This window comes from Frigidibacter sp. (assembly GCF_030695035.1).
Classification (GTDB): Bacteria; Pseudomonadota; Alphaproteobacteria; order Rhodobacterales; family Rhodobacteraceae; genus Frigidibacter.
Genome location: NZ_JAUYTT010000022.1, coordinates 192,779 through 215,808 on the forward strand (window position 1 = coordinate 192,779; position 23,030 = coordinate 215,808).

Sequence of the window (23,030 nt, forward strand, 5' to 3'; positions counted from 1 at the left end):
GGGCGCGCATTTCGGGAGTGTGAAATTTTCGTTTATCACATGGGCGTTACGCGGAAGAAGGCGGCATCTGGCGGATTGTGTCTGGCGAGATATTGCCGCGGTGCGCGAAATACAGGCGGATTTCCGCCCGCTATTCGTCACCCCGCAGCCCGTGGCGCGCGATCTTTTCGTTCAGCGTCCGCCGCGGCACCCCCAGCAGGTCGGCTGCCGCCGCCGATGATCCGCCCGCCTGCCGCAGCGCCTCGGCAATCGTTTCGGCCTCGAACCGGGCCATGCGCTCGGGCAGGGTGCCGCCCGCCGCCTCCGGATCCGCCCCGGCCCCGCGCCGCAGCCCCAGCACATGCCGCTCTGCCGCCGCCTTCAGCTCGCCGACATTCCCCGGCCAGTCCTGCCCCTGCAACAGCCGCAGCTCGCTTTCCAACAGGTCCGGCACCGCCCGGCCAAAACGCTCTGCCGCGTCCTCGGCAAAGCGGGTGAACAGCAGCGGGATATCCTCGCGCCGGGCGCGCAAGGGCGGCAGGGCCAGTTCCACCGTCGCCAGCCGGTAGAACAGGTCGGCCCGGAACCGCCCCGCGCCAACCTCGGCCCGCAGGTCCAGCCGCGTGCCCGCGATGATCCGCAGATCCACCGGCCGTGCCGCATTGGACCCGATCCGCTCCAGGCTGCGGTCCTGCATCACCCGCAGCAGCTTGGATTGCAGCGCCAGCGGCAGGCTCTCCACCTCATTGAAGAACACCGTGCCGCCATTGGCATGTTCCAGCTTGCCGATCCGCGCCGCGGCGGTGCCCGCCAGAAACCCGCGCTCATGCCCGAACAGCTCCGCCTCGAACACCGGCTCGGGGATACCGGCGCAGTTGATTGCCACGAAGGGCCGCCGCGCCCGTCGCCCGAAATCGTGGAAGGCGCGGGCCAGTTCCTCCTTGCCGGTGCCGGTCTCGCCGCGCAGCAGCAGGTCGACGTTGATATCGGCCAGCTGCCGCACCGCATCGCGCAGCGCGGCGATGGCGGGGGCGGTGCCGGCCAGCCGCGCCTCCAGCCGGGCCGAGGCGATATCGGACCAGCGGGTGCTGCGCAGCTCTCGCCGCATCCGCCGCAGCTCCACCGCTCGGTCGAGCACGGCCACCAGATGCTCGGCGCCGTAAGGCTTCTCGATGAAGTCATAGGCGCCCTCGCGCATCGCCTCCACCGCGACCGGCACATCCCCGTGGCCCGACAGCAGGATCACCGGCAGATCGGCATCGCCCGCACGCAGCTGCGCCAGCACCTGCTGCCCGGTTACCCCCGGCATCCGCAGATCGGTGACCACGCAATCGCAGCGGCCGGGGTCGATCTCGGCCAGCGCCCGCGCCGGGTCGGTGAAGGTGGTGACACGGAAGCCCGAGGCGCCCAGCCAGTCGGCCGCCGCCTCGCACAGCCGCGGTTCATCGTCGATGAAGGCGATGGTGCCGCGGCTCATCGGGCGGCCTTGCTGGCGTTGGCCTGATGCAGCGGCAGGTCCACCAGCGTCAGGGTGCCACCGCCAGGGCGGGGCGCGAAGGTCAGGGTGCCGCCGGTCTGTTCCAGGATGGTGCGCACGATCGACAGGCCAAGCCCCAGCCCCTCGCCGGTGACGCGGGTGGTGAAGAACGGCTCCAGGATCCGCTCGCGCATATCCTCGGGGATGCCGGGGCCGCGGTCGGCGATGGTCAGGCGCAGGCCGGTGCCGTGAAGGTCCAGCGCGGCGGTGATGGTGACGGGAGCCGCGCCGGCGCTCGCTTCGGCGGCGTTCAGCAGCAGGTTGGTCGCCACCTGCTCCAGTCGCACCGGGTTGCCGCTGACCGGGGGCAGGCTGGCCGGCGCGGGCAGCGCCAGCCCCACCCCCAGTTCGCGCAGCCGCGGCTCCAGGATCTCGGCCGAGGCGGCCAGCACGGCGGCCATGTCCACCGGCTCGGGCGGGGTCAGCTTCTGCTTGGCGCCGAAGGTCTTCAGGTGCCGCACCATCGTCTGCATCCGGCGCAGCAATCCGCGGGCGGAGCCGAGGCTATTGGCGGTGCGGTCCGTATCCCCGCGGCTCAGGTGCAGTTCCGCCGCCGCAAGCGTGTTGTCCAGCGCCGACAGCGGCTGGCTGACCTCATGCACGATGGCCGCCGACATCCGCCCCAGCACCGCCAGCTTGGCGGCATGGACAAGGCTTTCATGGGTCTGGCGCAGCTCGTCCTCGGCCCGGCGCCGCTCTTCGATCTCATGCGCCAGCTCTACCGTGCGCTCTGCCACACGCCGCTCCAGCACCGCGTTCTGGTTCAGCTTCAGGCGGATCAGCTGCCGCCGCTGCCAGAAGATCAGCGCCCCGACCGAGGCGAGCAGCCCCGCCAGCGCTGCCAGCCCCGCCACCTGCCAGGCGCTGCGCAGCACGGGCGCCGAGGGCAGGCCGACGACGATCTGCCAGCCATCGGGCTCCAGCGCCGCCTGCGCAATGCGCAAGGGCTCGCGGCTGTCCGCGGTGATGGCGCCGTCCAGCGGCGATGCGGCGGCGATGTCCAGCCCGTCATAGCGCCGCTCTGCCAGAATACGCTCCAGCGCCGGGGCAGCCAGCGGCTCCAGCGGCCGGTATTTCCAGTTCCGCGGGCCCGACAGGAAGATCACCCCATCGGGATCGGCCAGCGCCACATGTTCGTTGGCGCGGACCCATGTCCCCTCCAGCGTCGCCATGTCGACCTTGACCACGGCCACGCCGGTGGGCGCGATGGCGGGGCCAAGCCGCGCCGACAGGAAATAGCCGGGTTTGCCGGTGGTGACCCCGACGGCGTAGTAGCGCGCGGCACCCTCCAGCATTGCACCTTGGAAGTAGGGGCGGAAGGCGTAGGAATGGCCAAGGAAGCTGCCGGGCTGGTTCCAGTTGCTGGCGGCCACCGTCAGCCCCTCGGCGTCGGTCACATACAGCTCGTCCACCCCCGACAGATCGCGCACCGTCTGCAGGTAGGCGTTCGCCGCATCCGCCGCCGCGGCGCTGCCCGGATCGGCCAGCAGGGCGCGGATGCGGGCGTCCTGCCCCACCACGGCGGGCAGGTAGCGAAATCGCTCGATCTCGGTCACGACGCTGTGGCGAGTCACGGTCAGCCGGTCGCGCAGGTCTGCCTCCAGCCGGGCGCTGGCGGTGTATTGCGCCAGCGCGAAGGCCGCTGCCGACAGCAGCGCCGTCATCGCCAGCAGCCCCGCGATCAGCAGGGCCGGGCGGGGAAGGCTCGCAAGGGGCAGGGGGCGCGGCATGGTGGCTCCGGTCAAGGTGCGCCACCATCGCAAACCGGAGGGGCGGACTGCAAGCCCGGAGAGGTTGGGGTCAGTCGTCCGTATAGCGCTGCTCGCGCCACGGGTCGCCATACATGTGATAGCCGTTCTTCTCCCAGAACCCCGCGCGGTCGGCGCCGATCAGCTCGATCGACTTCAGCCACTTGGCGCTTTTCCAGAAGTAGAGATGCGGCACGACGAGCCGCATCGGCCCGCCATGCGCGCGGGTCAGCGGCTGCCCCTGCCAATGGGTGGCAAGGATGGCCTCCTCGGAGGCGAAATCCTCCAGCGGCAGGTTGGTCGTGTAGCCGTCATGCGAGGTGAGCATGACGAACTCCGCCATCGGCAGCGGCTGCACAAGGTCCAGCAGCGCCCGCACCGGCACGCCCTGCCAGTCATTGTCATAGCGCGACCAGGTGGTGACGCAGTGGATATCGCTGCGGCTTGTGTGCTGGGGCAGGGCGTTGAATTGCTCCCATGTCAGCGTCAGCGGGTTCGCGGCAAAGCCGGTGACGCGCAGTTGCCAGGTGGCCAGCGGCACCTCCGGCTCCACCCCCAGATCCAGCACCGGCCAGTCGGTGACCAGATGCTGGCCGGGTGGCAGCCGGTCCGCCTCGGGCCGCGCTTCGCGCCCGGTCAGGAACTTGCCCGCCGCGGCCCAGGCCCGTTTGGTGCGGGTCAGCTTGCTGTCTTCGGGCAGGTCGTCTTGCATGGGGGGATCCTTCGCGCTGCCCCTGCAAGGTGGCAGGACGGGCGTCGGCGTCAAGGCGTCAATCCGGCTGAAACCCCAGCATCAGCTGCCGCAGCCCCAGCAGCGCGCCGGCGACGATGGCAGCCAGCGTCACCGGCCCCGACCAGGCCAGCGTGGCAAAGGCGGTCACGCCCTGCCCGACCGAGCAGCCGACGGCGATCACCCCGCCCACGCCCATCAGCGCCGCGCCGCTGACCTGCCGGCCAAGCTCGCGCGGGTCATCGCAAGCCTCCCAGCGGAACAGCCCGCGGATCGTGGACCCGGCCAGCGAGCCCAGAAGCACCCCCGCGACCGAACCCACGGAAAAGGTGATCCCCCCGGCGGTGGAGGTCATCAGGAAGATCAGCGTGCGGCCGATGGGGGCGGTGAAGGACGGCCCCTCGACCTGCACCGCGCCAAAGCTTTGCTGATTGACCCATGTGGTGCCCGCCAGCGTCCAGACCACGGCCAGCCCGGCGATCACCCCCCAGGCCAGCATCCGCGGCGAGCGGCGCAGCGGGTCATGCGCCAGCGACCAGACCACGAGCCCGGCGGCGATGGCCGCGGCGGCCAGCGTTGCCGGCAGCCCGGTCAGCGCGGTGAAGCTTGCACCTATGCCCTGTGGGCCCGAGGACATGTCCTGCGGGAACAGCCAGATCCGCAGCGGTGCCAGCGGCCCCGACAGCGCGATAAAGCCGGCGATGCCCATGACCACGACCACCACCATCGACCGCAGGTCACCGCCGCCGAACCGCACCAGCGCGCCAAAGCCGCAATTGCCCGCCAGCGCCATGCCATAGCCAAAGACCAGCCCGCCAATGATGCTGGCCCAGGGGTTCCAGGCGATCTGATGGTAGTAGCTTCCCGCGAGATCGATGGCCCCCGCCGCCGCGCCGAGCTGCGTGCCCAGGATCGCCGTTCCCAGCACGATGCCCCACAGCCGCAGCCGCCGCTGATCCTCGCCGTAAACCGCACTTTCGATGGCGCCGAGCGTGCAGAAATTCCCCAGCCGCGCGGCAAGGCCAAGCGCGATGCCGCCAACCAGCCCGACAAGGGCGGCAATCGCCCCGAAATTCAGATCATCCATGTCGTCTCCCCCCTCGTCCGCGCAGCGTCCCGGTCAGGGTGCCTCTGGCGGGTCGCGGAACATCTCGGCGACCAGCGCCACGGTCCGCAGCACCTTTGGATCCGCGATGGCATAAAAGATCGCCTGCCCCTCGCGGCGGTAGGTGACCAGCCCCTCGTGCCGCAGCCGCGCCAGATGCTGGCTGACCATCGCCTGCCGTGTGGATAGCAGCTTTTCCAGTTCCGTCACACTGCGCGGCCCACCCGCCAGATGGCACAGGATCATCAGGCGGCCTTCATGAGCCAACGCCTTGAGGAACCCGGCGGCATCATCGGCGCGCACACCCTCGATCGGTGCGGGCCGGCCGTCGCACATGTCCAGCGGCAGGTCTTCGGGGGCTGCGGCACTCTCGCCCGCCCGCTGGCCGGCGCCGATCCAGACAGATGCCGTGGTCACTCGGTTGCTCCTTCCTCCACCGCCGTTGCTTCGGCGATCATCTGTTCCAGCAGCCCCCAGAAGAAGGCCTCGCCGGGATAGCCCTCGAGTCGCGACACTTCCTGCCCGTTCTTGGCCAGAACGAAGGTCGGCGTGAATTGCGGCTGCGAGACCACGGTCAGATCGGGCGGCAAGGGGTCCCGAATGTCAAGATGGACCAAGGGTGCAGCCTGGCCCTCTGCAGTGTTGGGATAGGCGGGGCCAACCTCGCGCTCCCATTGCAGGCAATAGGGGCAGCCCGGGCGCTCGAACATGTAAAGCTGCAGATCCGCCAGCGCCGGTCCGGCCCATGCCAGAAGCGCCACCGCGGCGAGGGCGGCGCGCAAGGGCCGGAAGGTTCGGGGCGGGATGCGAAGCATGTTGACGGACACCTTGATATATCGAAATATCGTAAAGTGTTCTTGCCGGCGTGCAAGGACGTTCGGCGCCCGGGGAGGGGCGCCCCCGGAGGACCCTATGCTGGACATCACCTATGGCGGGGCGGCGCTGGCCGGACTGCTGTCCTTCCTGTCACCTTGCATCTTGCCGATGGTGCCGTTCTACCTGTGCTACATGGCCGGCATCTCGATGCAGGAACTGCGCGGCGACGGAACCGGCGGGCTGCGCCCCGGCGCGCAGCGGCGGCTGGTGATCTCGGCCATCGCCTTCGCGTTTGGCGTCACCACCATCTTCGTGCTGCTGGGGCTGGGGGCCACCGCGCTTGGCCAGGCCTTCATCCAGTGGAAGCAGCCGCTGTCCTATGTCGCGGCCGCCGTGCTGCTGGTCTTCGGCTTGCACTTCCTCGGCGTGATCCGGGTGCCCTTCCTCTACCGCGAGGCGCGGATCGAATCGAAAACCGAACCCACCACCCTTGTCGGCGCCTATGTCATGGGCCTCGCCTTCGGCTTTGGCTGGACCCCCTGCGTCGGCCCGGCGCTGGCGGCGATCCTGTTCGTCGCCTCGGGCAGCGGTGACCTGCTGCGTGGCGGCCTTCTGCTGCTGGTCTACGGCCTGTCGATGACCATGCCCTTCGTGGTCGCAGCCCTGTTCGCGCGGCCCTTCCTTGGATGGGTCGCCCGCAACCGCCGCTATCTGGGCTTCGTCGAAAAGGCGATGGGGGTGATGCTGATCGTCTTCGCCGTCCTGATCGCCACCAACTCCGTCAACTACATCGCCGATTTCATGATCCGCAATTTCGACTGGAGCGGCACCCTCAAGTGACCGCCGGCCCGAAGTGACCGCCGGAAGGAGAGACCATGCGCCATCTGCTGACTGCCCTCATCATTGCCCTCGCCCTGCCTGCCGCCGCCGCCCCGATCGGCGATGACGGGCTGCACAAGCCCGACTGGCTCCGCGATACCTTCAAGGACATGCGCGAAGACCTTGCCGAGGCCAATGCCGAGGGCAAGCGCCTGCTGATCACCTTCGAACAGCGCGGCTGCATCTATTGCGCCGAGATGCATGAGAAGGTGTTCCCCGACCCCAGGATCGACGCGCTGATCCGCGAGAAGTACTTCGTGGTGCAGATGAACCTCTTCGGCGATGTCGAGGTGACCGATTTCGACGGCACGGTGCTGCCGGAAAAAGAGATGGCGGTGCGCTGGGGCGTGGTGTTCACGCCGACGCTGATCTTCCTGCCCGAAGAGGTGCCCGAGGACACGACCGCCGCCAAGGCCGCCGTGGTGATGATGCCGGGCGCCTTTGGCACCGGCACGACCGAGGCGCTGCTGACCTGGGTCTCGGACCACGGATATGACAGCGGCGAGCATTTTCAGAAATATCTGGCCCGCCATCTGGCCGAGCAGAACTGACCCGCGGCAAATGCTGCACCTGCGAGACATGCAATAATCGCAATATAACGATTGCGCGACATATCGTCTCTCGCCTACAGTCCGAGTCGGGAGAATTCAGGGAGGATCACATGAAGAGCCACGTTGCGCACTGGGCCATGGCCCCCGCGCTCGCAGCCGCGCTCGCAGCCGCGCTCGCAGCCCTGCCCGCGGCCGCCGAGACGGCTCCGGGAGGTGTCGCCTTCGACGGGGGCGCGGTTGCGGCCTCGCTGACCGGCGCGCCGGGCGATGCGACCGCCGGAGCCACGGTCATGACCACCAATGCCTTGGGAAACTGCGTCGCCTGCCACGAGCTGGCGGCGATGCCCGAGGTGCAGTTCCAGGGGAATATCGGCCCGGCGCTCGACGGCGCTGCCGACCGCTGGACCGAGGCCGAACTGCGCGGCCTGGTCGTCAATGCCAAGCTGACCTTCGAGGGAACGATGATGCCGGCCTTCTACAAGACCGACGGCTTCATCCGTCCCGGCGACGGCTACACCGGCAAGGCCCCCACGGCCGAGCTTCCACCCGTCCTGACCGCACAGCAGGTCGAGGATGTCGTGGCCTATCTCCTGACGCTCAAAGAGTGACAGGGGCGGGCCGAACCAGTTCGAGGAGGACATGATGAACATTACCAGACGCAACGCCCTCGCGCTCGGCCTTGGCGGCCTTGCCGTCGCGGCGCTGCCGCTGCCGGCCCGCGCCGCTGTCGAGGATGCGGTCGCGGCCTTTACCGGCGGGGCCGCACCCGGCACCGGCGGCATCACCCTGACCGCACCCGAGATCGCCGAGAACGGCAACACCGTGCCGGTGGCCGTCGATGCCCCCGGCGCCGTGTCGATCATCGTGCTGGCGGCCGGCAACCCCGAGCCGGAAGTGGCGACCTTCACCTTCGGCCCCGCCGCAGGCTCGCAGATGGCCTCGACCCGGATCCGCCTGGCCAAGACGCAGGATGTGATCGCCATCGCCAAGATGCCCGATGGCAGCTTCGTGCAGGCGCAATCCACCGTGAAGGTCACCATCGGCGGCTGCGGCGGCTGATCCCGGTTATTGGAGAGAAACAATGGCAAACGATGTAAAACCCCGCGTCAAGGTGCCGAAATCGGCGGCCGCCGGCGAGGTGGTGACGCTCAAGACCCTGATCAGCCACCCGATGGAATCCGGCCAGCGCAAGAACGCCGATGGCACGCTGATCCCGCGGTCGATCATCAACCGCTTCACCTGTGATTTCAACGGTGTGAACGTGATTGACATCGCTATCGACCCGGCGGTTTCGACCAACCCCTACTTCGAATTTGACGCGAAGGTCGATGCGGCCGGCGAGTTCAAGTTCACCTGGTATGACGATGACGGCTCTGTCTACGAGGATGCGAAGCCGATTGAGATCGCCTGATCAGGGCGGCGGGATCAAGACGGCGGGCGCGAATGGGAGCGCGCGACCAAGGACAGACCATCCGCGCCAGGCGCGCGGGCGGTCCCACCCAGGGAGGATGAGAAAGATGCGACTGCCTTACCGCAGCAAACTTGCCGCCGCCTCCGTGCTGGCCGTTCTGGCCGCCGGTGCCGTGCTGGCCGACCCGAGCCCGGATGCGGAACTGGTCGTGAACGAAGACATTGAACTGGTGACGCGCGTCGCGCCCGGTCCTGCCGTGGAGGGTGTGCTGACCGAGGTCTATTCGGGTTGGCTCTACCGCGAGACCGAGACCCGCGCGATGCAGATGGACGACTTCGACAACCCCGCGATGGTCTTTGCCGATCAGGGCCTCGACATGTGGGATACGGTCGACGGGACCGAGGGCAAGAGCTGCGCCTCCTGCCACGAGGGCATCGAAAGCATGAAGGGTGTTCGCACCTCGATGCCGAAGATGAACGGCGCCGCGACGGATCTTTGGTCGATGGAGAACTTCATCAACGATTGCCGCACCAACCGGATGGGTGCCGAAGCCTGGAAGTGGAACAGCAACGACATGAAGAACATGACCTCGGCCATCTCGCTGCAATCGCGCGGAGAGCCGATGAAAGTGTCCGTCGAAGGTGCCGCGGCGGATTGGTGGGAGCGGGGGAAGGAAATCTACTACACCCGCTACGGCCAGCTCGAACTCGCCTGCGCCAACTGCCACGAGGTCAATGCCGGCAACATGATCCGGGCTGACCATCTCAGCCAGGGCCAGATCAACGGCTTCCCGACCTACCGCCTGAAAGACGCGGGCGTCGTATCGATCCACCAGCGCTTCGTCGGCTGCGTGCGCGATACCCGCGCCGAAACCTTCGCCGCCGGCTCGGAAGAGTTCCGCGCGCTGGAGCTTTACGTCGCTTCGCGCGGCGAAGGGCTTTCGATCGAGGGCGTCTCGGTCCGTCCGTAATCCCCACGGTGCCCGGCGCAAAGGCGCCGGGCCCTTCTGACAATCGGCGGCGCGCAGCAGCGCCGCCAAGCCAGCCTAAGACCTTGGGCGACCCGCCCGGCGCGCTCTTTGCGCGGCCGGCCCCGGCTTGCCGATGATGATGGAGCGACATTGAGATGATTTCCCGCCGCGAGTTCCTTCAGGCCAGCATGGCCGCCTCGGCCCTCTGGGGCGCGTCAGGCTTTGGCAACTGGTCGAAACTGGCGGCGCAGCAGGTGCTGACCCAGGATCAGCTGCTGCAGTTCGACGATTTCGGCAACCTGACGCTGATCCACATCACCGACATCCACGCCCAGCTGAAGCCGATCTGGTTCCGCGAGCCCGAGATCAACATCGGCGTGGGCGAGGCGACGGGCAAGCCGCCGCATGTGACCGGCAAGGACTTCCTCAAGATGTTCGGCCTGCCCCCCGGCTCGCCCGATGCCTATGCGCTGACCCATGACGATTTCACCGCGCTGGCCCGCAGCTATGGCCGGATGGGCGGCATGGACCGGGTGGCAACCGTGGTAAAGGCGATCCGCGCCGCCCGCCCCGACTCGATCCTGCTCGACGGCGGCGATACCTGGCACGGCTCGATGACCTCGCTGGCCACCAAGGGCCAGGACATGGTCGATGTGATGAACGCGCTCGGCACCGAGGCGATGACCTCGCATTGGGAATGGACCCTTGGCCAGGACCGGGTGAAGGAAATCGTCGAAACGCTGCCCTTCCCCTTCCTCGGCGCCAACATCTTCGACGCGGAATGGGACGAGCCCGCCTTCGAGCCCTACCACATCTTCGAAAAGGCAGGCCTGCAGATCGCCGTCATCGGCCAGGCCTTCCCCTACATGCCCATCGCCAACCCCAAATGGATGTTCCCCGACTACTCCTTCGGCATCCGCGAGGAGCGGATGCAAGAGGTGGTGGACGAGGTCCGCGGCATGGGCGTCGATCTGGTCGTCTGCCTCTCGCATAACGGCTTCGACGTCGACCGCAAGATGGCCGGCCGGGTCAAGGGCATCGACGTGATCCTGACCGGCCACACCCATGACGCCATCCCCGAACCCGTGCTGGTAGGCGAGACGATCCTCATCGCCTCGGGCTCCAACGGCAAGTTTGTCAGCCGCGTCGATCTCGACGTGCGCGACGGCCGCATGATGGGTTTCCGCCACAAGCTGATCCCAATCTTCTCGGACGTGATCACCCCCGATCCCGACATGGCCGCGCTGATCGACACCGGCCGCGCGCCCTTCAAGGACCAGCTGGAAGAGGTGGTCGGCCAGACCGAAAGCCTCCTCTACCGCCGCGGCAATTTCAACGGCACCTGGGATGACCTGATCTGCGACGCGATCCGCTCGGAACGCGACAGCCAGATCGCCATGTCGCCGGGCGTCCGCTGGGGCCCCTCGCTGCTGCCGGGCGATCCGATCACCCGCGAGGATATCCACAACGCCACCTCGATGACCTATGGCGAATGCTACCGGACCGAGATGACCGGCGAGACGATCCTGACCATCCTCGAGGATGTGGCCGACAACATCTTCAATACCGATCCCTATTACCAGCAGGGCGGCGACATGGTCCGCGTCGGCGGGCTTGGCTACCATATCGACATCTCCAAACCCATCGGCAGCCGCATCTCGAACATGACGCTGGTGGATACCGGCGAGGCGGTCGAGGCGTCGAAATCCTACACCGTCGCCGGCTGGGCCAGCGTCAACGAAGGCACCGAAGGCCCGCAGATCTGGGACGTGGTCGAGGCGCATCTGCGCAAGATCGGCACCGTGAAACTGACCCCCAACACCTCGGTCGTCGTCACCGGCACCTGAGGCATCAGCTTTGCGCTGCTGCCCAAGGGCGGCCGGCGTGTTCCGCAACCCGGCCCGCACCAAGGACCGGAGACAGTAAGGAGAGTTTGTCATGACTGACGAACCCGAAACCACAAAGGCCGCGCCGCAGATCGCCACCACGCGCCGGGGCTTCCTCGGCGCCGGCGTCGCGGCCGGTGGGGCCCTGCTTGGGGCCGGCGCTGCCCGCGCCGCGGGGCCAGACCCGCTGATCACCGAGGTGCAACCTTGGGCGCAGGGCCTTGGCGACGGCGTCGATGCCAGCCCCTACGGCCTGCCGATCCGCTTTGAGGGCGACGTGGTGCGCCGCAATGTCGAATGGCTGACCGCCGACACCATTTCTTCGATCAACTTCACCCCGATCCACGCGCTTGACGGCACCATCACCCCGCAGGGCTGCGCCTTCGAGCGGCACCATTCCGGCGCCATTGAGCTGGCGAAGGAGGATTACCGCCTGATGATCAACGGGCTGGTCGATACCCCGCTGATCTTCACCTATGCGGATCTGGAGCGTTTCCCGCGCGAGACGCGCACCTACTTCCTGGAATGCGCCGCCAATACCGGGATGGAATGGGCCGGCAGCCAGCTGAACGGCGCGCAGTTCACCCATGGCATGATCCACAACATGGATTATACCGGCGTGCCGCTGCGGCTGCTGCTGGAAGAGGCCGGGGTCAAGCCCGAGGGCAAGTGGGTGCTGGTCGAGGGCGCCGATGCCTCCTCGAACGGCCGCTCAATCCCGCTGGAAAAGGCGATGGACGATTGCCTCGTCGCCTTCAAGGCCAATGGCGAGGCGCTGCGCAAGGAACATGGCTATCCCGTCCGGCTCTGCGTGCCGGGCTGGGAGGGCAACATGTGGATCAAATGGCTGCGCCGCATCGAAGTTGGCGACCAGCCGTGGGAGCAGCGCGAGGAAACCTCGAAATACACCGACACGCTGGCCGATGGCACCTCGCGCAAGTTCACTTGGGTCATGGATGCCAAATCCATCGTCACCAGCCCCAGCCCGCAGATGCCGATCAAGCACGGCCCCGGCCCGCTGGTCATCACCGGCCTCGCCTGGTCGGGCCGCGGCGCGATCACCCGCGTCGATGTCACCGTCGATGGCGGCAAGACCTGGATGCCCGCCCGCCTTGCTGCGCCGGGGCAGGACATGGCGGTCAGCCGCTTCTACCTCGACCATGTCTGGGACGGATCGGAAATGCTGGTGCAATCGCGGGCCATCGATTCCACCGGCTATGTGCAGCCGACCAAGACAGAGCTGCGGGACTTCCGCGGCCTGAACTCGATCTATCACAACAACTGCATCCAGACCTGGTGGGTGAAGGCGAACGGGGAGGCGGAGAATGTCGAAGTTTCGTAAACGGGTGATCGGCACCCTCCTCGCTTCGAGCCTCGCCTCCGGCCTGTTGGCGACCCCAGCGCTGGCCCAAAAGATCGGCCTCGGCCGCGCGGCCCTTCCCGAAGAGGTCGCTGCCTGGGACCATGACGTGCGCCCTGACGGGCTCGGCCTGCCCGAAGGGTCGGGCGACGTGCTGACCGGGGAGGAGCTGTTCTCGGAATCCTGTGCCGTCTGCCATGGCGAGTTTGCCGAAGGCGTGGACAACTGGCCCAAGCTGGCTGGCGGCATGGGCACGCTGGACCGCGACGATCCCTTGAAGACCGTGGGCTCCTACTGGCCCTATCTGTCGACCACCTGGGATTACGTCCATCGCTCGATGCCCTTCGGCAATGCGCAGTCGCTGAGCAATGACGACGTCTATGCCATCGTCGCCTATATCCTCTACTCCAACGATCTTGTGGACGATGACTTCGTATTGTCGAAAGAGACCTTTACCGAGGTCGAGATGCCCAATGCCGGCGGCTTCATCCTCGACGACCGCGACACCACCGAACTGCCGGCCTTCATCCGCGAGCCCTGCATGACGGAGTGCAAGGACAGCGTGGAGATCACCGCCCATGCCACTGTGCTGGACGTGACGCCGAACGACACCACCGATGACGGCCCCGTGGCCGAGGTTGTCGTTGCGACGGCCGAAGAGCCCGTGCCGGAAGCTGCCGTGGCCGAGCCCGCGCCGGAAGCTGCTGCCGAGCCGGCGGCCGAGACACCCGCCGACACCGCCGCAGCCGATCCCGAACTGGTCGCGGCGGGCGAGAAGGTGTTCAAGAAATGCGCCGCCTGCCACAAGGTCGGTGACGGCGCCAAGAACGCCGTGGGTCCGGTGCTGAACGGCATCGTCGGCCGCGCGGCCGGAACGGTCGAGGGCTTCAAGTATTCCAAGCCGATGCTGGATGCTGGGGCCGGGGGTCTTGTCTGGACCCATGACGAGCTGAGCGCCTATCTCGCCGATCCCAAGGGCTATATGCCGAAGAACAAGATGTCCTTCGCGGGCCTCAAGAAGGACAGCGACCTTCAGGCGGTGATCGCGTACCTCTCGACCTTCGGTCAATGACATGGGCGGCGCAGGACGGCTCCTTGCGCCCTTCGCCCTTCTCGCCGCCGCGGTCTGCACCCCCGCGGCGGCGAACCTGATCGGTGACGCGGATCGCGGCGCCACGCTGTTCCAGCGCCAATGCTCTGCCTGCCACCGGATCGGGCCCGATGCCGTCAACCGCGTCGGCCCGCAGTTGAACGGCCTATACGGGCGCCGTGCCGGGGCGGTGCCGGAGTTCCCCTATTCCAAGAGCATGGCGCGGATGGGCAGCGACGGGCTGACCTGGACGCTGGAAACCCTCGACGCCTATGTCGAAAACCCCAAGGCGCTCGTGTCGGGCACCCGCATGGCCTACAAGGGCCTCAAGGATGACGGCCCGCGCGCCGACCTTCTGGCCTTCCTGCGCGACTATTCCGACCGCCCCCGCGACATCCCCGAGGCAGAGCCGACCGCGCGCAAGACCCTGCCCGACCTCGCGCCCGAGATCCTGGCGATCGAGGGCGATGCCGAATATGGCGCCTACCTCTCCAGCGAATGCTCCACCTGCCACCAGCGCGACGGCACCGACCGGGGGATCCCGTCGATCACAGAGTGGCCGGCCGAGGATTTCGTAATCGCCATGCATGCTTACAAGGAGAAGCTCAGGCCGCATCCTGTGATGCAGATGATGGCCGGCCGCCTGTCGAACGAAGAGATCGCGGCGCTCGCCGCGTATTTCGCCACGCTGGAGGAGTAGCGGGGCAAGGCCGAAGCGGTGCCGCAAGACGCGCCGCAGAACGACAAAAAAGGGAGGAAAGACAATGCTTAACAGACGGATCTTCATCCACTCTGCCGTCGCCGCCACCGCGGCCCTGTCGGCGCCCCGGGTTCTGGGCCAGACCAAACCGCGCGTGGTGGTGATCGGCGGCGGCGCAGGGGGCGCGACGGTTGCCCGCTACCTTGCCAAGGATGCGGCGGGCGCGCTGGACGTGACGCTGATCGAGCCGAACGCCACCTATTATACCTGCTTCTTCTCGAACCTCTATCTCGGCGGGTTCCGGGAGTTCGAAAGCCTCGCCCATGGCTATGACGCCATCGCCGCCGCAGGCGTCACCTTGGTGCAGGATATGGCGGCGGGCGTCGATCCCGCGGCCCGCACCGTGACACTCGCGGGCGGCGGGGTGCTGCCCTATGACCGGCTGGTCATCTCGCCCGGGATCGACTTTGTCGAGGGCAGCGTTCCGGGCTGGACCCTGGCCGATGCGGAGGTCATGCCCCATGCCTACAAGGCCGGCCCGCAGACGCAACTGCTGAAGGCGCAGATCGAGGCGATGCCGGAAGGCGGCCTCTTCTGCATGGTCGCGCCGCCGAACCCCTATCGTTGCCCGCCCGGGCCGTATGAGCGGGTGTCGATGGTCGCGCATATGCTGACGCAGATGAACCCGACGGCCAAGATCCTCGTGCTGGACCCCAAGGAAAAATACTCCAAGCAGGCCCTCTTCGAGGAAGGCTGGCAGAAGCACTATTCCGGCATGGTCGAATGGATCGGCCCCGACATGGGCGGCAATGTGGTCGAGGTCCGCCCCGGCAGCATGGAGGTGCTGATCGACGGCGAGGTGCAGAAGGTCGATGTCTGCAACGTCATCCCCGGCCAGATGGCGGGGGCCATTGCCGCCGCGGCGGGTGTCACCGATGCCACCGGCTGGGCCCCGGTCGATCCCGCGACGATGCAGGCGCGGGCCGATGCCAATATCTATGTTCTGGGCGATGCCAGCGCGCAGGGCGACATGCCCAAATCGGCTTTCTCGGCCAACAGCCAGGCCAAGGTCGCAGCGATGGCGATCCGGGCAGAGCTGACCGGATCGAAGCTGTTCCCGGCCAAATACTCCAACACCTGCTGGTCGCTGATCGCGCCCGAGGATGGGGTGAAGGTCGGCGCCTCCTACGAGCCGACGCCCGAGAAGATCGCCAGCGTCGAAAGCTTCATCAGCCAGACCGGCGAGGATGCGGCGCTGCGCAAGGCGACCTATGAGGAGAGCCTCGGCTGGTACGAAGGCATCACCGCCGACATCTTCGGCTGACTGCGTGGCCGGGGCCCTGCGCCCCGGCCTTTCCCTGACGGAGGAAGACATGACCATCACCCGCCGCACCCTGCTGACCTCGGCCACCGCCGCCGGCCTGCTGCCGATGCTGCCCCGCCGCACCTGGGCCAGCGCGACACTTACCCTTGGCCAGATGCAGATCGACACCCTGTCGGATGGGCATCTGGTGCTGCCCGGCGACTTCATCCTTGGCGGGATGCCGCAGGCCGAGATGCAGGACATCCTGACCCGCTATGCCCTGCCGACCGACCGGCTGGAGCCGCCCTGCAACGTGACGTTGCTGCGCGACGGCACCCATACCGTGCTGTTCGACGTCGGCGCCGGCCCCGATTTCATGCCCACCGCCGGCAAGCTGGCCGAGGCGATGGAGGCGCTTGGCCTGACTGCCGATGAGGTGACACATGTCGCCTTCACCCACGGCCATCCCGATCACCTTTGGGGCCTGCTCGATGAGTTCGACGAGCCGGTCTTTGCCAATGCCACCTATCTGATGGGGCAGGCGGAGTTCGATTATTGGACCGACCCCGCCACCGTGGACAGCATCGGCACAGCGCGCACGGCCTTTGCCGTGGGCGCGGCGCGGCGGCTGGAGGTGATGGCGGACAGCATCACGCTGTTCAAGGATGGCGAGGAGATCCTGCCCGGCATCGCCGCCCGGCTGACCCCCGGCCATACCCCGGGGCATATGGCCTTCGAGCTGCGCGGCGGAAGTGACTCGGTAATGGTGGTGGGCGACGCGCTTGGCAACCACCACGTTGCCTTCGAGCAGCCGGGCTGGCCATCTGGCTCCGATCAGGACGCAGAGACGGCCGCCGCCACGCGCGGCCAGCTGCTGGACCAGATCGCGGCGGCGCAGATGCGGCTGATCGGCTTTCACCTGCCCGGCGGCGGCATCGGCCATGCCGAACGGCAGGGCGATGGGTTCCGCTTCGTGGAGGAAGCATGATGCGCCGTCTTGCCCTGATCGCCCTGATGGCCGGCCCCGCCTTCGGTTCCGAGGATATCCCCGACCAATATCCCGGCTCGGTGCTCTACGCCAAGCCGGTGGAGGTGGCGCCGGGGGTCTTCTCGGCCATCGGTGCCACCGCGCCGCCGACCTATGAGAATGCCGGGCATAACAACAACCTCAGCTTCATCGTGACCGGGGACGGGGTGGTGGTCATCAATTCTGGCGCGTCCTTCCTGCTGGCCAAGGCGCTGCACGAGGAGATCCGCGCCGTGACCGATCAGCCGGTGCGGCTGGTCATCGTGGAGAACGGGCAGGGCCATGCGATGCTGGGCAATGGCTATTGGGCCGCGCAGGGCGTGCCGGTGCTGGCCCATGTCGACGCCGCCGAAGAGTTCGCCGATGGCAACGGGCAGGATCTGGCCTCGCTGAAATCCTACGCGCGCGAGAATGCGGAAGGCACGGTGCCGACAGCGCCGACCGAGGTCTTCGAGGATCGGCGCGAGATCGTGATGGGGGAGCTCAGCATCGAGGTGCTGCACCTTGGCCCCGCGCACAGCCCCGGCGATACGCAGGTCTGGCTGCCCGATCAGGGGCTGATGATCGCCGGTGACATCGCCTTTCACGAACGGATGCCGCCGATCTTCGAGGGCACCTGCACGTCCTGCTGGATCGAGACATGGGAGACGGCCTTCATGCCGCTGGCCCCGGCGCTGGTGATCCCGGGGCATGGGCATCCGACCGACCTTGCGACGGTCACGCATGAGACGCGCGACTATCTTGCGGACCTGCGCGCGAAGATCGGCGCGCATCTGGAGGCGGGGGGCGATCTGGCCGGGGCCTATTACGTCGACCAGTCGCAATGGGCCTATCTGGACACGTTCGAAGAACTGGCGACCAAGAATGCCGGCGTGGTCTTTGCCGAGATGGAGTTCGAGTAGATCAAGCGGGAAGTTCGGCGCCGCGCTGGTTCAGCACAAGGTCGGCCGCCATCCCGCCGATCCACATGCACAGCAGCGCCAGCCAGGCGGTGGCGACGAAGATCGACCCGCCGGTGACGCCCGCGCCGATGGTGCAGCCGCCGGCCAGCATCCCCCCAAAGCCCATCAGCACCGCGCCGGCCATTGACCGGCGCATGGTGGCGGCATCGTCGAAGCCCTGAAGGCGCAGCTCGCCCTTCAGTGCCGCCGAGAGGAAGGCGCCGAGGAAGACGCCGGGGACAAGGCCGACATCGAATTCCAGCACCGGGGCGGGGATCAGGAAGAACATCAGCGTGTTGGCCGAGGGGCCGGTGAAGGTGACCGAGGTGACCGCCATCGGCTCGAAGCTTGATTGCGCCAGCGTCCAGGTCAGCACCCAGCCAAGCGCCACTGCAAAGCCGACGCCCGAGGCGAAGATCATCTGGCGGACACCGACCTTGTTGCGCCAGGACAGCGCTAGCGCGAAAACCGAGAGCAGCAGGCCAAGCGCGAAGCCCGCCCCGCCCGGAAGCCCGAGGACGGCCAGCAGATCGACATTGCGCCCGCCCGGCGTGACGGCCAGCCCCGCCAGGTATTCGCGCAGGGGGGCCAGCCAGCCATGCAGGCTCATCTGTGCGACCACGGCGAAGATCAGGCCCGAGACGACGGAGCGCAGGTTGCCGGTGGCGGCCAGCACCAGCAGGCGGCCGGAACAGCCGCGGGCCATCACCATGCCCACGCCGAACATGAGGCCCCCAATGATGGCGCCGGACCAGGAGCCGGCGACGGCCATCATCCGGGCATCTTCCGCCCGGAACAGGCCCAGAAGCTGGGCGCCCTGCACCCATGCCATCGCGGTCGAGAAGGTGAGGAACCAGACGGTGACCTTGGGGCCAAGGCTGCCGCGGGCGAACTCCACCGCCGCGGCGCGCAGGCAGAAGGAGGATCGTTGCGCGGCAATGCCGAAGACGGCGCCGGTCAGCAGCCCGAACAGGGCCGCGGTCGGACCTTCGCCGAGCCGGTCGATAAGGGGTATGATGTCCATGCGCGCCTCCCTGCGGGCAAAGATACCGCAGGGAGGCGCAATTCTCCTTGATCTGGGTCAGGTGAGCGGCCGAGTGCGGCAGCCCGCCTTATTCAGCCGCCGCCCGCTCTTCCGCCACCTCGCGCCGCGCGGTGACGTCGGCGATGGTGACGGCCGGGGCACTGTTGGACCAGGCGCTGCGCAGGAAGGTTGCCAGTTCCGCTACTTCCTCATCCGACAGGCGGTGGTCGAAGCCTGGCATCCGCAGCGAGTAGGGGCGCACGGTGGTCGAGGGAACCTCGGCGCCGTTCAGGATCGTGTCGATCAGCCCGGTGGCAGACGCGGCGGTGACGAGGGGGTTGCCGTCCAGTTCCGGGAACACCTGATCGGCGCCGCGGCCATCGACGAAGTGGCAGGCGTTGCAGTTGTCGAGATAGAGCCGCGGGCCAAGCGCCATGCCCGGTTCGGCAGCCGTCAGAACGGCCTCGGTTCCGCCTGCTGCAGTGTCCAGCCGGTCTATGGTGCGCGGCGGATCGACCGGCGGGGCGTTGTCGCCATCCGTCGGGTCACCCAGGGCGCGCAGGTAGGCGACCACGGCGTCCAGATCCTCATCGCTGTAGAACTGCAGCGAGTCGCGCACCACCAGCTGCATCTCTCCGTTCACACCCGCATGGTTGTTGCGGCCCGAGGCGAAGTAGAGCTTCAGATCCTCGGCTGACCAGTTTCGGATCGCGCTGTCGGGGCCGCGCAGGGCGGGGGCGGTCCAGCCGTCGATCTCGCCGCCCATGAGGAAATCGCCGTCCATCGCGGTATAGCCAGCCTCACCCATCACCAGATTTCGCGGGGTGTGGCAGGCGCTGCAATGGCCCGGCGCCTCGACCAGATAGGCGCCTCGGTCATAGAGGGCATCGCCGGTGGTCGAAACCTCGCCCGCCTTGCCAAGTGCCGCCCATTTCCAGGTGCGGATGCCCCAGCGTTGGTTGAAGGGGAAGGGCAGGGCGGTCTCCGGCCCGGCATTGCTGACCGGCTCCACCTCCTCCATGAAAAAGGCATAGAGCGCGCGGACGTCTTCTTCCGACAGCTTGCGATAATTCGCATAGGGCATCGCCGGATAGAGATGCGCGCCGTCCTGGCGGACCCCGTCATAAAGCGCGGCGCGGAACTCATCGAGGCTGTAGCTGCCGATGCCGGTCTCCTCGTCAGGGGTGATGTTGGTGGAGTAGATCGTGCCAAGCGGGCTTTCGATCTTGCGGCCCCCGGCGAAGGGCACGCCGCCCTCGGCGGTATGGCAGGCCGAGCAATCGGCCAGCCGCATCACATATTCGCCCGACCCTTCGGGCGGGGTGTAGTCGTCCGGCAGGGCGGCCAGCGCAGGCGTACTGCGGACGGGCATGAAGATGATGGCAGCCAGAACGATGAGGCCCAGAAGCACGAGGCCGGTGAGGATGCGCAGGAAGGTGATCATGATTGTGCCTCCTCAGACCAGGGGCCGGGGGTTGGGCAGGTAATCCTTGCGGATCGCGTCGGCCACCCAATAGGCCAGCGCCCCTACCACCCCGGTCGGGTTGTATTGAATGTTCTGCGGAAAGGCGCTGGCGCCGATCGAGAACACGTTGTGCTGGCCCCAGGCCTGCAGATAGCGGTTCACGGCCGAGGTGTTCGGATCGTCGCCCATGATCGCCCCGCCCACATTGTGCGTGGTCTGGTAGGGCCGCACGTCATATTGCGCGCCCTCGGCCTTGTACGAGGATTGCCAGGTGTCGGGGTTCATCGACTCGGCAATGGGCTCGATCTTGCTGCGCATGAACTGGGTCATGCGGATGTCGTTCGGCTTCCAGTTGAAGGTCATCCGCATCAGCGGTCGGCCATGCCGGTCGGTATAGGTGGGATCGAGGTCGAGGTAGCAATCGCGATAGGCCATGTTCGACCCGTGCGAGCCGATGGACATCGAATGCCCGTACCACTCGCCAATCGCCGTCTTCCACTCTTCGCCCCAGCTTGGGGTGCCCTTCGGCAGGCCGATGCCGCGGATCGGCTGGCCGTTGGCGACACCGGCGGTGATGTAGCTGCCGCCGATGAACCCTTCGGCCGCGAAGTCGATCTGGTTGATGGCGAAATCGTCCATCGACAGGCCGTTGGCGCCAGAGCCGATGAAAGGATTGAAGGTCTTGTCCTTGAAGAACAGCGTGGTGCCGCCGTTCATCTGATAGGCATAGTTCTTGCCGGTGACGCCTTCGCCCGTGACGGGGTTGTACGGCTCGCCGATGCCCGACAGCAGCATCAGATGCACGTTGTGCAGCTGATAGGCACAAAGCAGCACGATATCGGCGGGCTGGAACACCTCTTCCTGCGCGTCCTCGTCCCAATAGGTGACGCCGGTCGCCGTCTGTCCGTCTTCGGCCAGATCGACGCGCAGCACCTCGGAATTGGTGCGGTAGCTGAAGTTCGGCATCCGGCGCAGCGCATCCAGAATGCAGGTCTGCGGTGAGGCCTTGGAGTAGTTCAGGCAGCCGTAGCGCTCGCAAAAGCCGCAGAAGTTGCAGGGGCCAAGCTGCATTCCGTATTCGTTGGTATAGGCCGCCGAGGCATTGGCGGCGGGGCGTGGAAACGGGTGATAGCCCATCGCGCGGGCCGCATCGGCAAAAAGCACGGAGTCATAGGTATTGGGCAGCGGCGGCAGCGGGAAGTCGCGGCTGCGCGGCGCCTCGAACGGGTTGCCGCCCTCGATGATCTGGCCGTTCACATTGCCGGCCTGGCCCGAGATGCCGAGGACATATTCGAAACGGTCGAAATAGGGCTCCAGCTCGGCATAGGTCACGCCCCAGTCCTGGATCGTCATATCCTCGGGGATGATCTCGGCGCCGAAATTGTCCTCGACATAGCTGCGCAGGGTGAACTCATTCTCCATCGCGCGCCAATTCTGGCCGTTCCAGTGGATGCCGGCGCCGCCGACCCCGTCACCGGGCAGGAAAGAGCCGAGCTTGCGATAGGGCAGCGCGGTTTCCTGCAAGGTGCGGCGAATGGTGACGGTGGAGTTGCGGGGCTTTTGCATGAAGCCCATGCGCACGCCGTATTTCAGCTCATCAATCACGTCGGGATAACGGAAATCGGGCACGGTGTAGCGGTCGGGGCCGCGTTCCAGTGCCAGAACCTCCAGCCCTTCCTGCGCCAGCTCGATGCCCATGATGGCGCCGGTCCAGCCGAGGCCGACGATGACGACATCTTTCTTCGCTTCGGTTCTTGCCATGATCAGCCCCTCTCGCCCGAAATTGCCACCGGCCCCAGCGGGTAGGGCACGTTGTGCTTGTCCACCCATTCCAGATAGCTGGCCCGCGCGCCCGGGAAGCCGATATGGGTCCAGCCCGCCATGCGGTGGTTGCCGCCGTATTTCGGGTCGGCGAAGAAGCCTTCCTTGGTGTTCTGCAGCAGCAGCTCGAACAGGCCGCGCAGCTCGGGCGGCAAGGGCACTTCATCCTCGTCCAGCGCGATCAGCACCTCTTGCTGAGTTTGCGGCAGCAGTTCGGCGAAGGGGGCCTCGTGCGTCTGCTCGCACCAGGCGTTCAGCGCGGCGATGCCCTCGCGGTAGATCTCGGCCGGGGTCAGGGGCGATTGCCAGCCCAGCAGGGGGTCGGCACCCGCGTCGTGCGGGCCTGCCATGTACCAGTCATCGGCGGTGCCAAATTCGCTGGCGAGTTGCAGGTCGATGAACACCGGCACCCGCGTCTCGATGGCGCCGGGCGTCGGGCCCGAGGGGATCAGCAGCGCGGTGGCGGCCATCACGAATTGCCATTCCTCGGCGGTGAAGTATTCGGGCGCGTAATTCTCCAGCGGCTCCGGCTCGGGCGATTGCGCGTTGAGCGGCACGGCCATCGCCGTCAGCGCGGCGGCACCGGCGCCCCCTCCCAGGAATCCGCGGCGGGTTGTCTTCCAGTCTGGCAATGGCATGGGTCTGTCCTCGATCTTGTCCGTGGCTGTCTGGGGAACGGGTGTTCCC

At 67.1% G+C, this 23,030-nt stretch carries 23 protein-coding genes; 13 read left to right on the top strand and 10 right to left on the bottom strand.

Going from position 1 to position 23,030, the window contains the following annotated elements:
* Positions 1–130 precede the first annotated feature (130 nt).
* The 6 genes from Q8S30_RS19435 to Q8S30_RS19460 form a co-directional block, all read right to left on the bottom strand.
* Positions 131–1,456 carry a sigma-54 dependent transcriptional regulator gene (locus Q8S30_RS19435; protein ID WP_305667676.1) on the bottom strand — a complete coding sequence of 442 codons (1,326 nt, stop codon included), beginning with the start codon at positions 1,454–1,456 and terminating at the stop codon, positions 131–133.
* Positions 1,453–3,246, bottom strand: a complete 1,794-nt coding sequence (locus Q8S30_RS19440) for an ATP-binding protein (RefSeq protein ID WP_305667677.1) — start codon at positions 3,244–3,246, stop codon at positions 1,453–1,455. Before Q8S30_RS19440 ends, Q8S30_RS19435 begins: the two co-directional genes overlap by 4 nt.
* Before the next feature lie 70 nt (positions 3,247–3,316).
* The gene (locus Q8S30_RS19445) at positions 3,317–3,976 is read right to left on the bottom strand and encodes a sulfite oxidase-like oxidoreductase (protein WP_305667678.1); all 660 of its coding nucleotides are present in this window, start codon (positions 3,974–3,976) and stop codon (positions 3,317–3,319) included.
* A 58-nt stretch (positions 3,977–4,034) separates the two neighbouring features.
* Complete coding sequence (locus tag Q8S30_RS19450; protein WP_305667679.1) at positions 4,035–5,081, bottom strand: YeeE/YedE family protein; 1,047 nt, start codon at positions 5,079–5,081, stop codon at positions 4,035–4,037.
* 33 nt (positions 5,082–5,114) lie between these two features.
* Positions 5,115–5,435 carry a helix-turn-helix transcriptional regulator gene (locus tag Q8S30_RS19455; RefSeq protein WP_305667723.1) on the bottom strand — a complete coding sequence of 107 codons (321 nt, stop codon included), beginning with the start codon at positions 5,433–5,435 and terminating at the stop codon, positions 5,115–5,117.
* Between the two features lie 77 nt (positions 5,436–5,512).
* Complete coding sequence (locus Q8S30_RS19460; protein ID WP_305667680.1) at positions 5,513–5,914, bottom strand: thioredoxin family protein; 402 nt, start codon at positions 5,912–5,914, stop codon at positions 5,513–5,515.
* Between the two features lie 97 nt (positions 5,915–6,011).
* Between Q8S30_RS19460 and Q8S30_RS19465 the strand changes: the two genes are divergently transcribed.
* From Q8S30_RS19465 to Q8S30_RS19525, 13 genes are all read left to right on the top strand, one after another.
* Positions 6,012–6,755, top strand: a complete 744-nt coding sequence (locus Q8S30_RS19465) for a cytochrome c biogenesis CcdA family protein (protein WP_305667681.1) — start codon at positions 6,012–6,014, stop codon at positions 6,753–6,755.
* A gap of 35 nt (positions 6,756–6,790) precedes the next feature.
* Positions 6,791–7,345, top strand: coding sequence for a thioredoxin family protein (locus Q8S30_RS19470; protein WP_305667682.1), 555 nt, complete (start codon positions 6,791–6,793; stop codon positions 7,343–7,345).
* Between the two features lie 110 nt (positions 7,346–7,455).
* Positions 7,456–7,953, top strand: a complete 498-nt coding sequence (gene soxX, locus Q8S30_RS19475) for a sulfur oxidation c-type cytochrome SoxX (RefSeq protein WP_305667683.1) — start codon at positions 7,456–7,458, stop codon at positions 7,951–7,953.
* A 34-nt stretch (positions 7,954–7,987) separates the two neighbouring features.
* On the top strand, positions 7,988–8,404 hold the full coding sequence (soxY, locus tag Q8S30_RS19480) for a thiosulfate oxidation carrier protein SoxY (protein WP_305667684.1): 417 nt from the start codon (positions 7,988–7,990) through the stop codon (positions 8,402–8,404).
* A gap of 22 nt (positions 8,405–8,426) precedes the next feature.
* Positions 8,427–8,756, top strand: coding sequence for a thiosulfate oxidation carrier complex protein SoxZ (soxZ, locus tag Q8S30_RS19485; protein WP_305667685.1), 330 nt, complete (start codon positions 8,427–8,429; stop codon positions 8,754–8,756).
* Positions 8,757–8,862: 106 nt separating this feature from the next.
* Positions 8,863–9,726 (top strand): sulfur oxidation c-type cytochrome SoxA, encoded by an 864-nt coding sequence (soxA, locus tag Q8S30_RS19490; RefSeq protein ID WP_305667686.1) that lies wholly within the window; start codon positions 8,863–8,865, stop codon positions 9,724–9,726.
* A gap of 155 nt (positions 9,727–9,881) precedes the next feature.
* Positions 9,882–11,573: a thiosulfohydrolase SoxB gene (gene soxB / locus Q8S30_RS19495; RefSeq protein ID WP_305667687.1), complete on the top strand. Its 1,692-nt coding sequence runs from the start codon at positions 9,882–9,884 to the stop codon at positions 11,571–11,573.
* 91 nt (positions 11,574–11,664) lie between these two features.
* Complete coding sequence (gene soxC / locus Q8S30_RS19500) at positions 11,665–12,954, top strand: sulfite dehydrogenase (RefSeq protein WP_305667688.1); 1,290 nt, start codon at positions 11,665–11,667, stop codon at positions 12,952–12,954.
* Entirely contained in the window at positions 12,938–14,044 is a 1,107-nt protein-coding gene (locus tag Q8S30_RS19505) for a c-type cytochrome (RefSeq protein ID WP_305667689.1), read from the top strand. The genes soxC and Q8S30_RS19505 overlap by 17 nt, the downstream gene beginning before the upstream one ends.
* 1 nt (position 14,045) lies before the next feature.
* Entirely contained in the window at positions 14,046–14,762 is a 717-nt protein-coding gene (locus Q8S30_RS19510; protein WP_305667690.1) for a c-type cytochrome, read from the top strand.
* A gap of 64 nt (positions 14,763–14,826) precedes the next feature.
* A complete protein-coding gene (locus Q8S30_RS19515) occupies positions 14,827–16,086 on the top strand; it encodes an NAD(P)/FAD-dependent oxidoreductase (RefSeq protein ID WP_305667691.1) in 1,260 nt (419 codons plus the stop codon).
* Between the two features lie 49 nt (positions 16,087–16,135).
* Positions 16,136–17,053: an MBL fold metallo-hydrolase gene (locus tag Q8S30_RS19520; protein WP_305667692.1), complete on the top strand. Its 918-nt coding sequence runs from the start codon at positions 16,136–16,138 to the stop codon at positions 17,051–17,053.
* Positions 17,053–17,994 carry an MBL fold metallo-hydrolase gene (locus tag Q8S30_RS19525; RefSeq protein ID WP_305667693.1) on the top strand — a complete coding sequence of 314 codons (942 nt, stop codon included), beginning with the start codon at positions 17,053–17,055 and terminating at the stop codon, positions 17,992–17,994. Before Q8S30_RS19520 ends, Q8S30_RS19525 begins: the two co-directional genes overlap by 1 nt.
* A 1-nt stretch (position 17,995) precedes the next feature.
* Here Q8S30_RS19525 and Q8S30_RS19530 read toward each other — a convergent pair whose 3' ends face one another.
* The 4 genes from Q8S30_RS19530 to Q8S30_RS19545 all read right to left on the bottom strand — a co-directional run bounded on the left by Q8S30_RS19530 (position 17,996) and on the right by Q8S30_RS19545 (position 22,981).
* Entirely contained in the window at positions 17,996–19,057 is a 1,062-nt protein-coding gene (locus Q8S30_RS19530; RefSeq protein ID WP_305667694.1) for a YeeE/YedE family protein, read from the bottom strand.
* 88 nt (positions 19,058–19,145) lie between these two features.
* Positions 19,146–20,501 carry a cytochrome c gene (locus Q8S30_RS19535; RefSeq protein WP_305667695.1) on the bottom strand — a complete coding sequence of 452 codons (1,356 nt, stop codon included), beginning with the start codon at positions 20,499–20,501 and terminating at the stop codon, positions 19,146–19,148.
* Between the two features lie 12 nt (positions 20,502–20,513).
* Positions 20,514–22,283, bottom strand: a complete 1,770-nt coding sequence (locus tag Q8S30_RS19540; protein ID WP_305667696.1) for a GMC family oxidoreductase — start codon at positions 22,281–22,283, stop codon at positions 20,514–20,516.
* 2 nt (positions 22,284–22,285) lie between these two features.
* Complete coding sequence (locus Q8S30_RS19545) at positions 22,286–22,981, bottom strand: gluconate 2-dehydrogenase subunit 3 family protein (protein WP_305667697.1); 696 nt, start codon at positions 22,979–22,981, stop codon at positions 22,286–22,288.
* Between the last annotated feature and the right edge of the window lie 49 nt (positions 22,982–23,030).

Excerpts from the sequence above, each read along its gene's own strand:
- Q8S30_RS19460 (WP_305667680.1), bottom strand. The coding sequence starts at position 5,914 with ATGCTTCGCATCCCGCCCCGAACCTTCCGGCCCTTGCGCGCCGCCCTC.
- Q8S30_RS19470 (WP_305667682.1), top strand. The coding sequence starts at position 6,791 with ATGCGCCATCTGCTGACTGCCCTCATCATTGCCCTCGCCCTGCCTGCC.
- Q8S30_RS19515 (WP_305667691.1), top strand. The coding sequence starts at position 14,827 with ATGCTTAACAGACGGATCTTCATCCACTCTGCCGTCGCCGCCACCGCG.
- Q8S30_RS19465 (WP_305667681.1), top strand. The coding sequence starts at position 6,012 with ATGCTGGACATCACCTATGGCGGGGCGGCGCTGGCCGGACTGCTGTCC.
- Q8S30_RS19545 (WP_305667697.1), bottom strand. The coding sequence starts at position 22,981 with ATGCCATTGCCAGACTGGAAGACAACCCGCCGCGGATTCCTGGGAGGG.
- Q8S30_RS19435 (WP_305667676.1), bottom strand. The coding sequence starts at position 1,456 with ATGAGCCGCGGCACCATCGCCTTCATCGACGATGAACCGCGGCTGTGC.
- Q8S30_RS19440 (WP_305667677.1), bottom strand. The coding sequence starts at position 3,246 with ATGCCGCGCCCCCTGCCCCTTGCGAGCCTTCCCCGCCCGGCCCTGCTG.
- Q8S30_RS19530 (WP_305667694.1), bottom strand. The coding sequence starts at position 19,057 with ATGGACATCATACCCCTTATCGACCGGCTCGGCGAAGGTCCGACCGCG.
- Q8S30_RS19455 (WP_305667723.1), bottom strand. The coding sequence starts at position 5,435 with ATGTGCGACGGCCGGCCCGCACCGATCGAGGGTGTGCGCGCCGATGAT.
- Q8S30_RS19510 (WP_305667690.1), top strand. The coding sequence starts at position 14,046 with ATGGGCGGCGCAGGACGGCTCCTTGCGCCCTTCGCCCTTCTCGCCGCC.
- Q8S30_RS19450 (WP_305667679.1), bottom strand. The coding sequence starts at position 5,081 with ATGGATGATCTGAATTTCGGGGCGATTGCCGCCCTTGTCGGGCTGGTT.
- Q8S30_RS19445 (WP_305667678.1), bottom strand. The coding sequence starts at position 3,976 with ATGCAAGACGACCTGCCCGAAGACAGCAAGCTGACCCGCACCAAACGG.
- Q8S30_RS19505 (WP_305667689.1), top strand. The coding sequence starts at position 12,938 with ATGTCGAAGTTTCGTAAACGGGTGATCGGCACCCTCCTCGCTTCGAGC.
- soxB (WP_305667687.1), top strand. The coding sequence starts at position 9,882 with ATGATTTCCCGCCGCGAGTTCCTTCAGGCCAGCATGGCCGCCTCGGCC.
- soxY (WP_305667684.1), top strand. The coding sequence starts at position 7,988 with ATGAACATTACCAGACGCAACGCCCTCGCGCTCGGCCTTGGCGGCCTT.
- Q8S30_RS19525 (WP_305667693.1), top strand. The coding sequence starts at position 17,053 with ATGCGCCGTCTTGCCCTGATCGCCCTGATGGCCGGCCCCGCCTTCGGT.
- soxC (WP_305667688.1), top strand. The coding sequence starts at position 11,665 with ATGACTGACGAACCCGAAACCACAAAGGCCGCGCCGCAGATCGCCACC.
- soxA (WP_305667686.1), top strand. The coding sequence starts at position 8,863 with ATGCGACTGCCTTACCGCAGCAAACTTGCCGCCGCCTCCGTGCTGGCC.
- Q8S30_RS19535 (WP_305667695.1), bottom strand. The coding sequence starts at position 20,501 with ATGATCACCTTCCTGCGCATCCTCACCGGCCTCGTGCTTCTGGGCCTC.
- Q8S30_RS19540 (WP_305667696.1), bottom strand. The coding sequence starts at position 22,283 with ATGGCAAGAACCGAAGCGAAGAAAGATGTCGTCATCGTCGGCCTCGGC.
- soxZ (WP_305667685.1), top strand. The coding sequence starts at position 8,427 with ATGGCAAACGATGTAAAACCCCGCGTCAAGGTGCCGAAATCGGCGGCC.
- Q8S30_RS19520 (WP_305667692.1), top strand. The coding sequence starts at position 16,136 with ATGACCATCACCCGCCGCACCCTGCTGACCTCGGCCACCGCCGCCGGC.
- soxX (WP_305667683.1), top strand. The coding sequence starts at position 7,456 with ATGAAGAGCCACGTTGCGCACTGGGCCATGGCCCCCGCGCTCGCAGCC.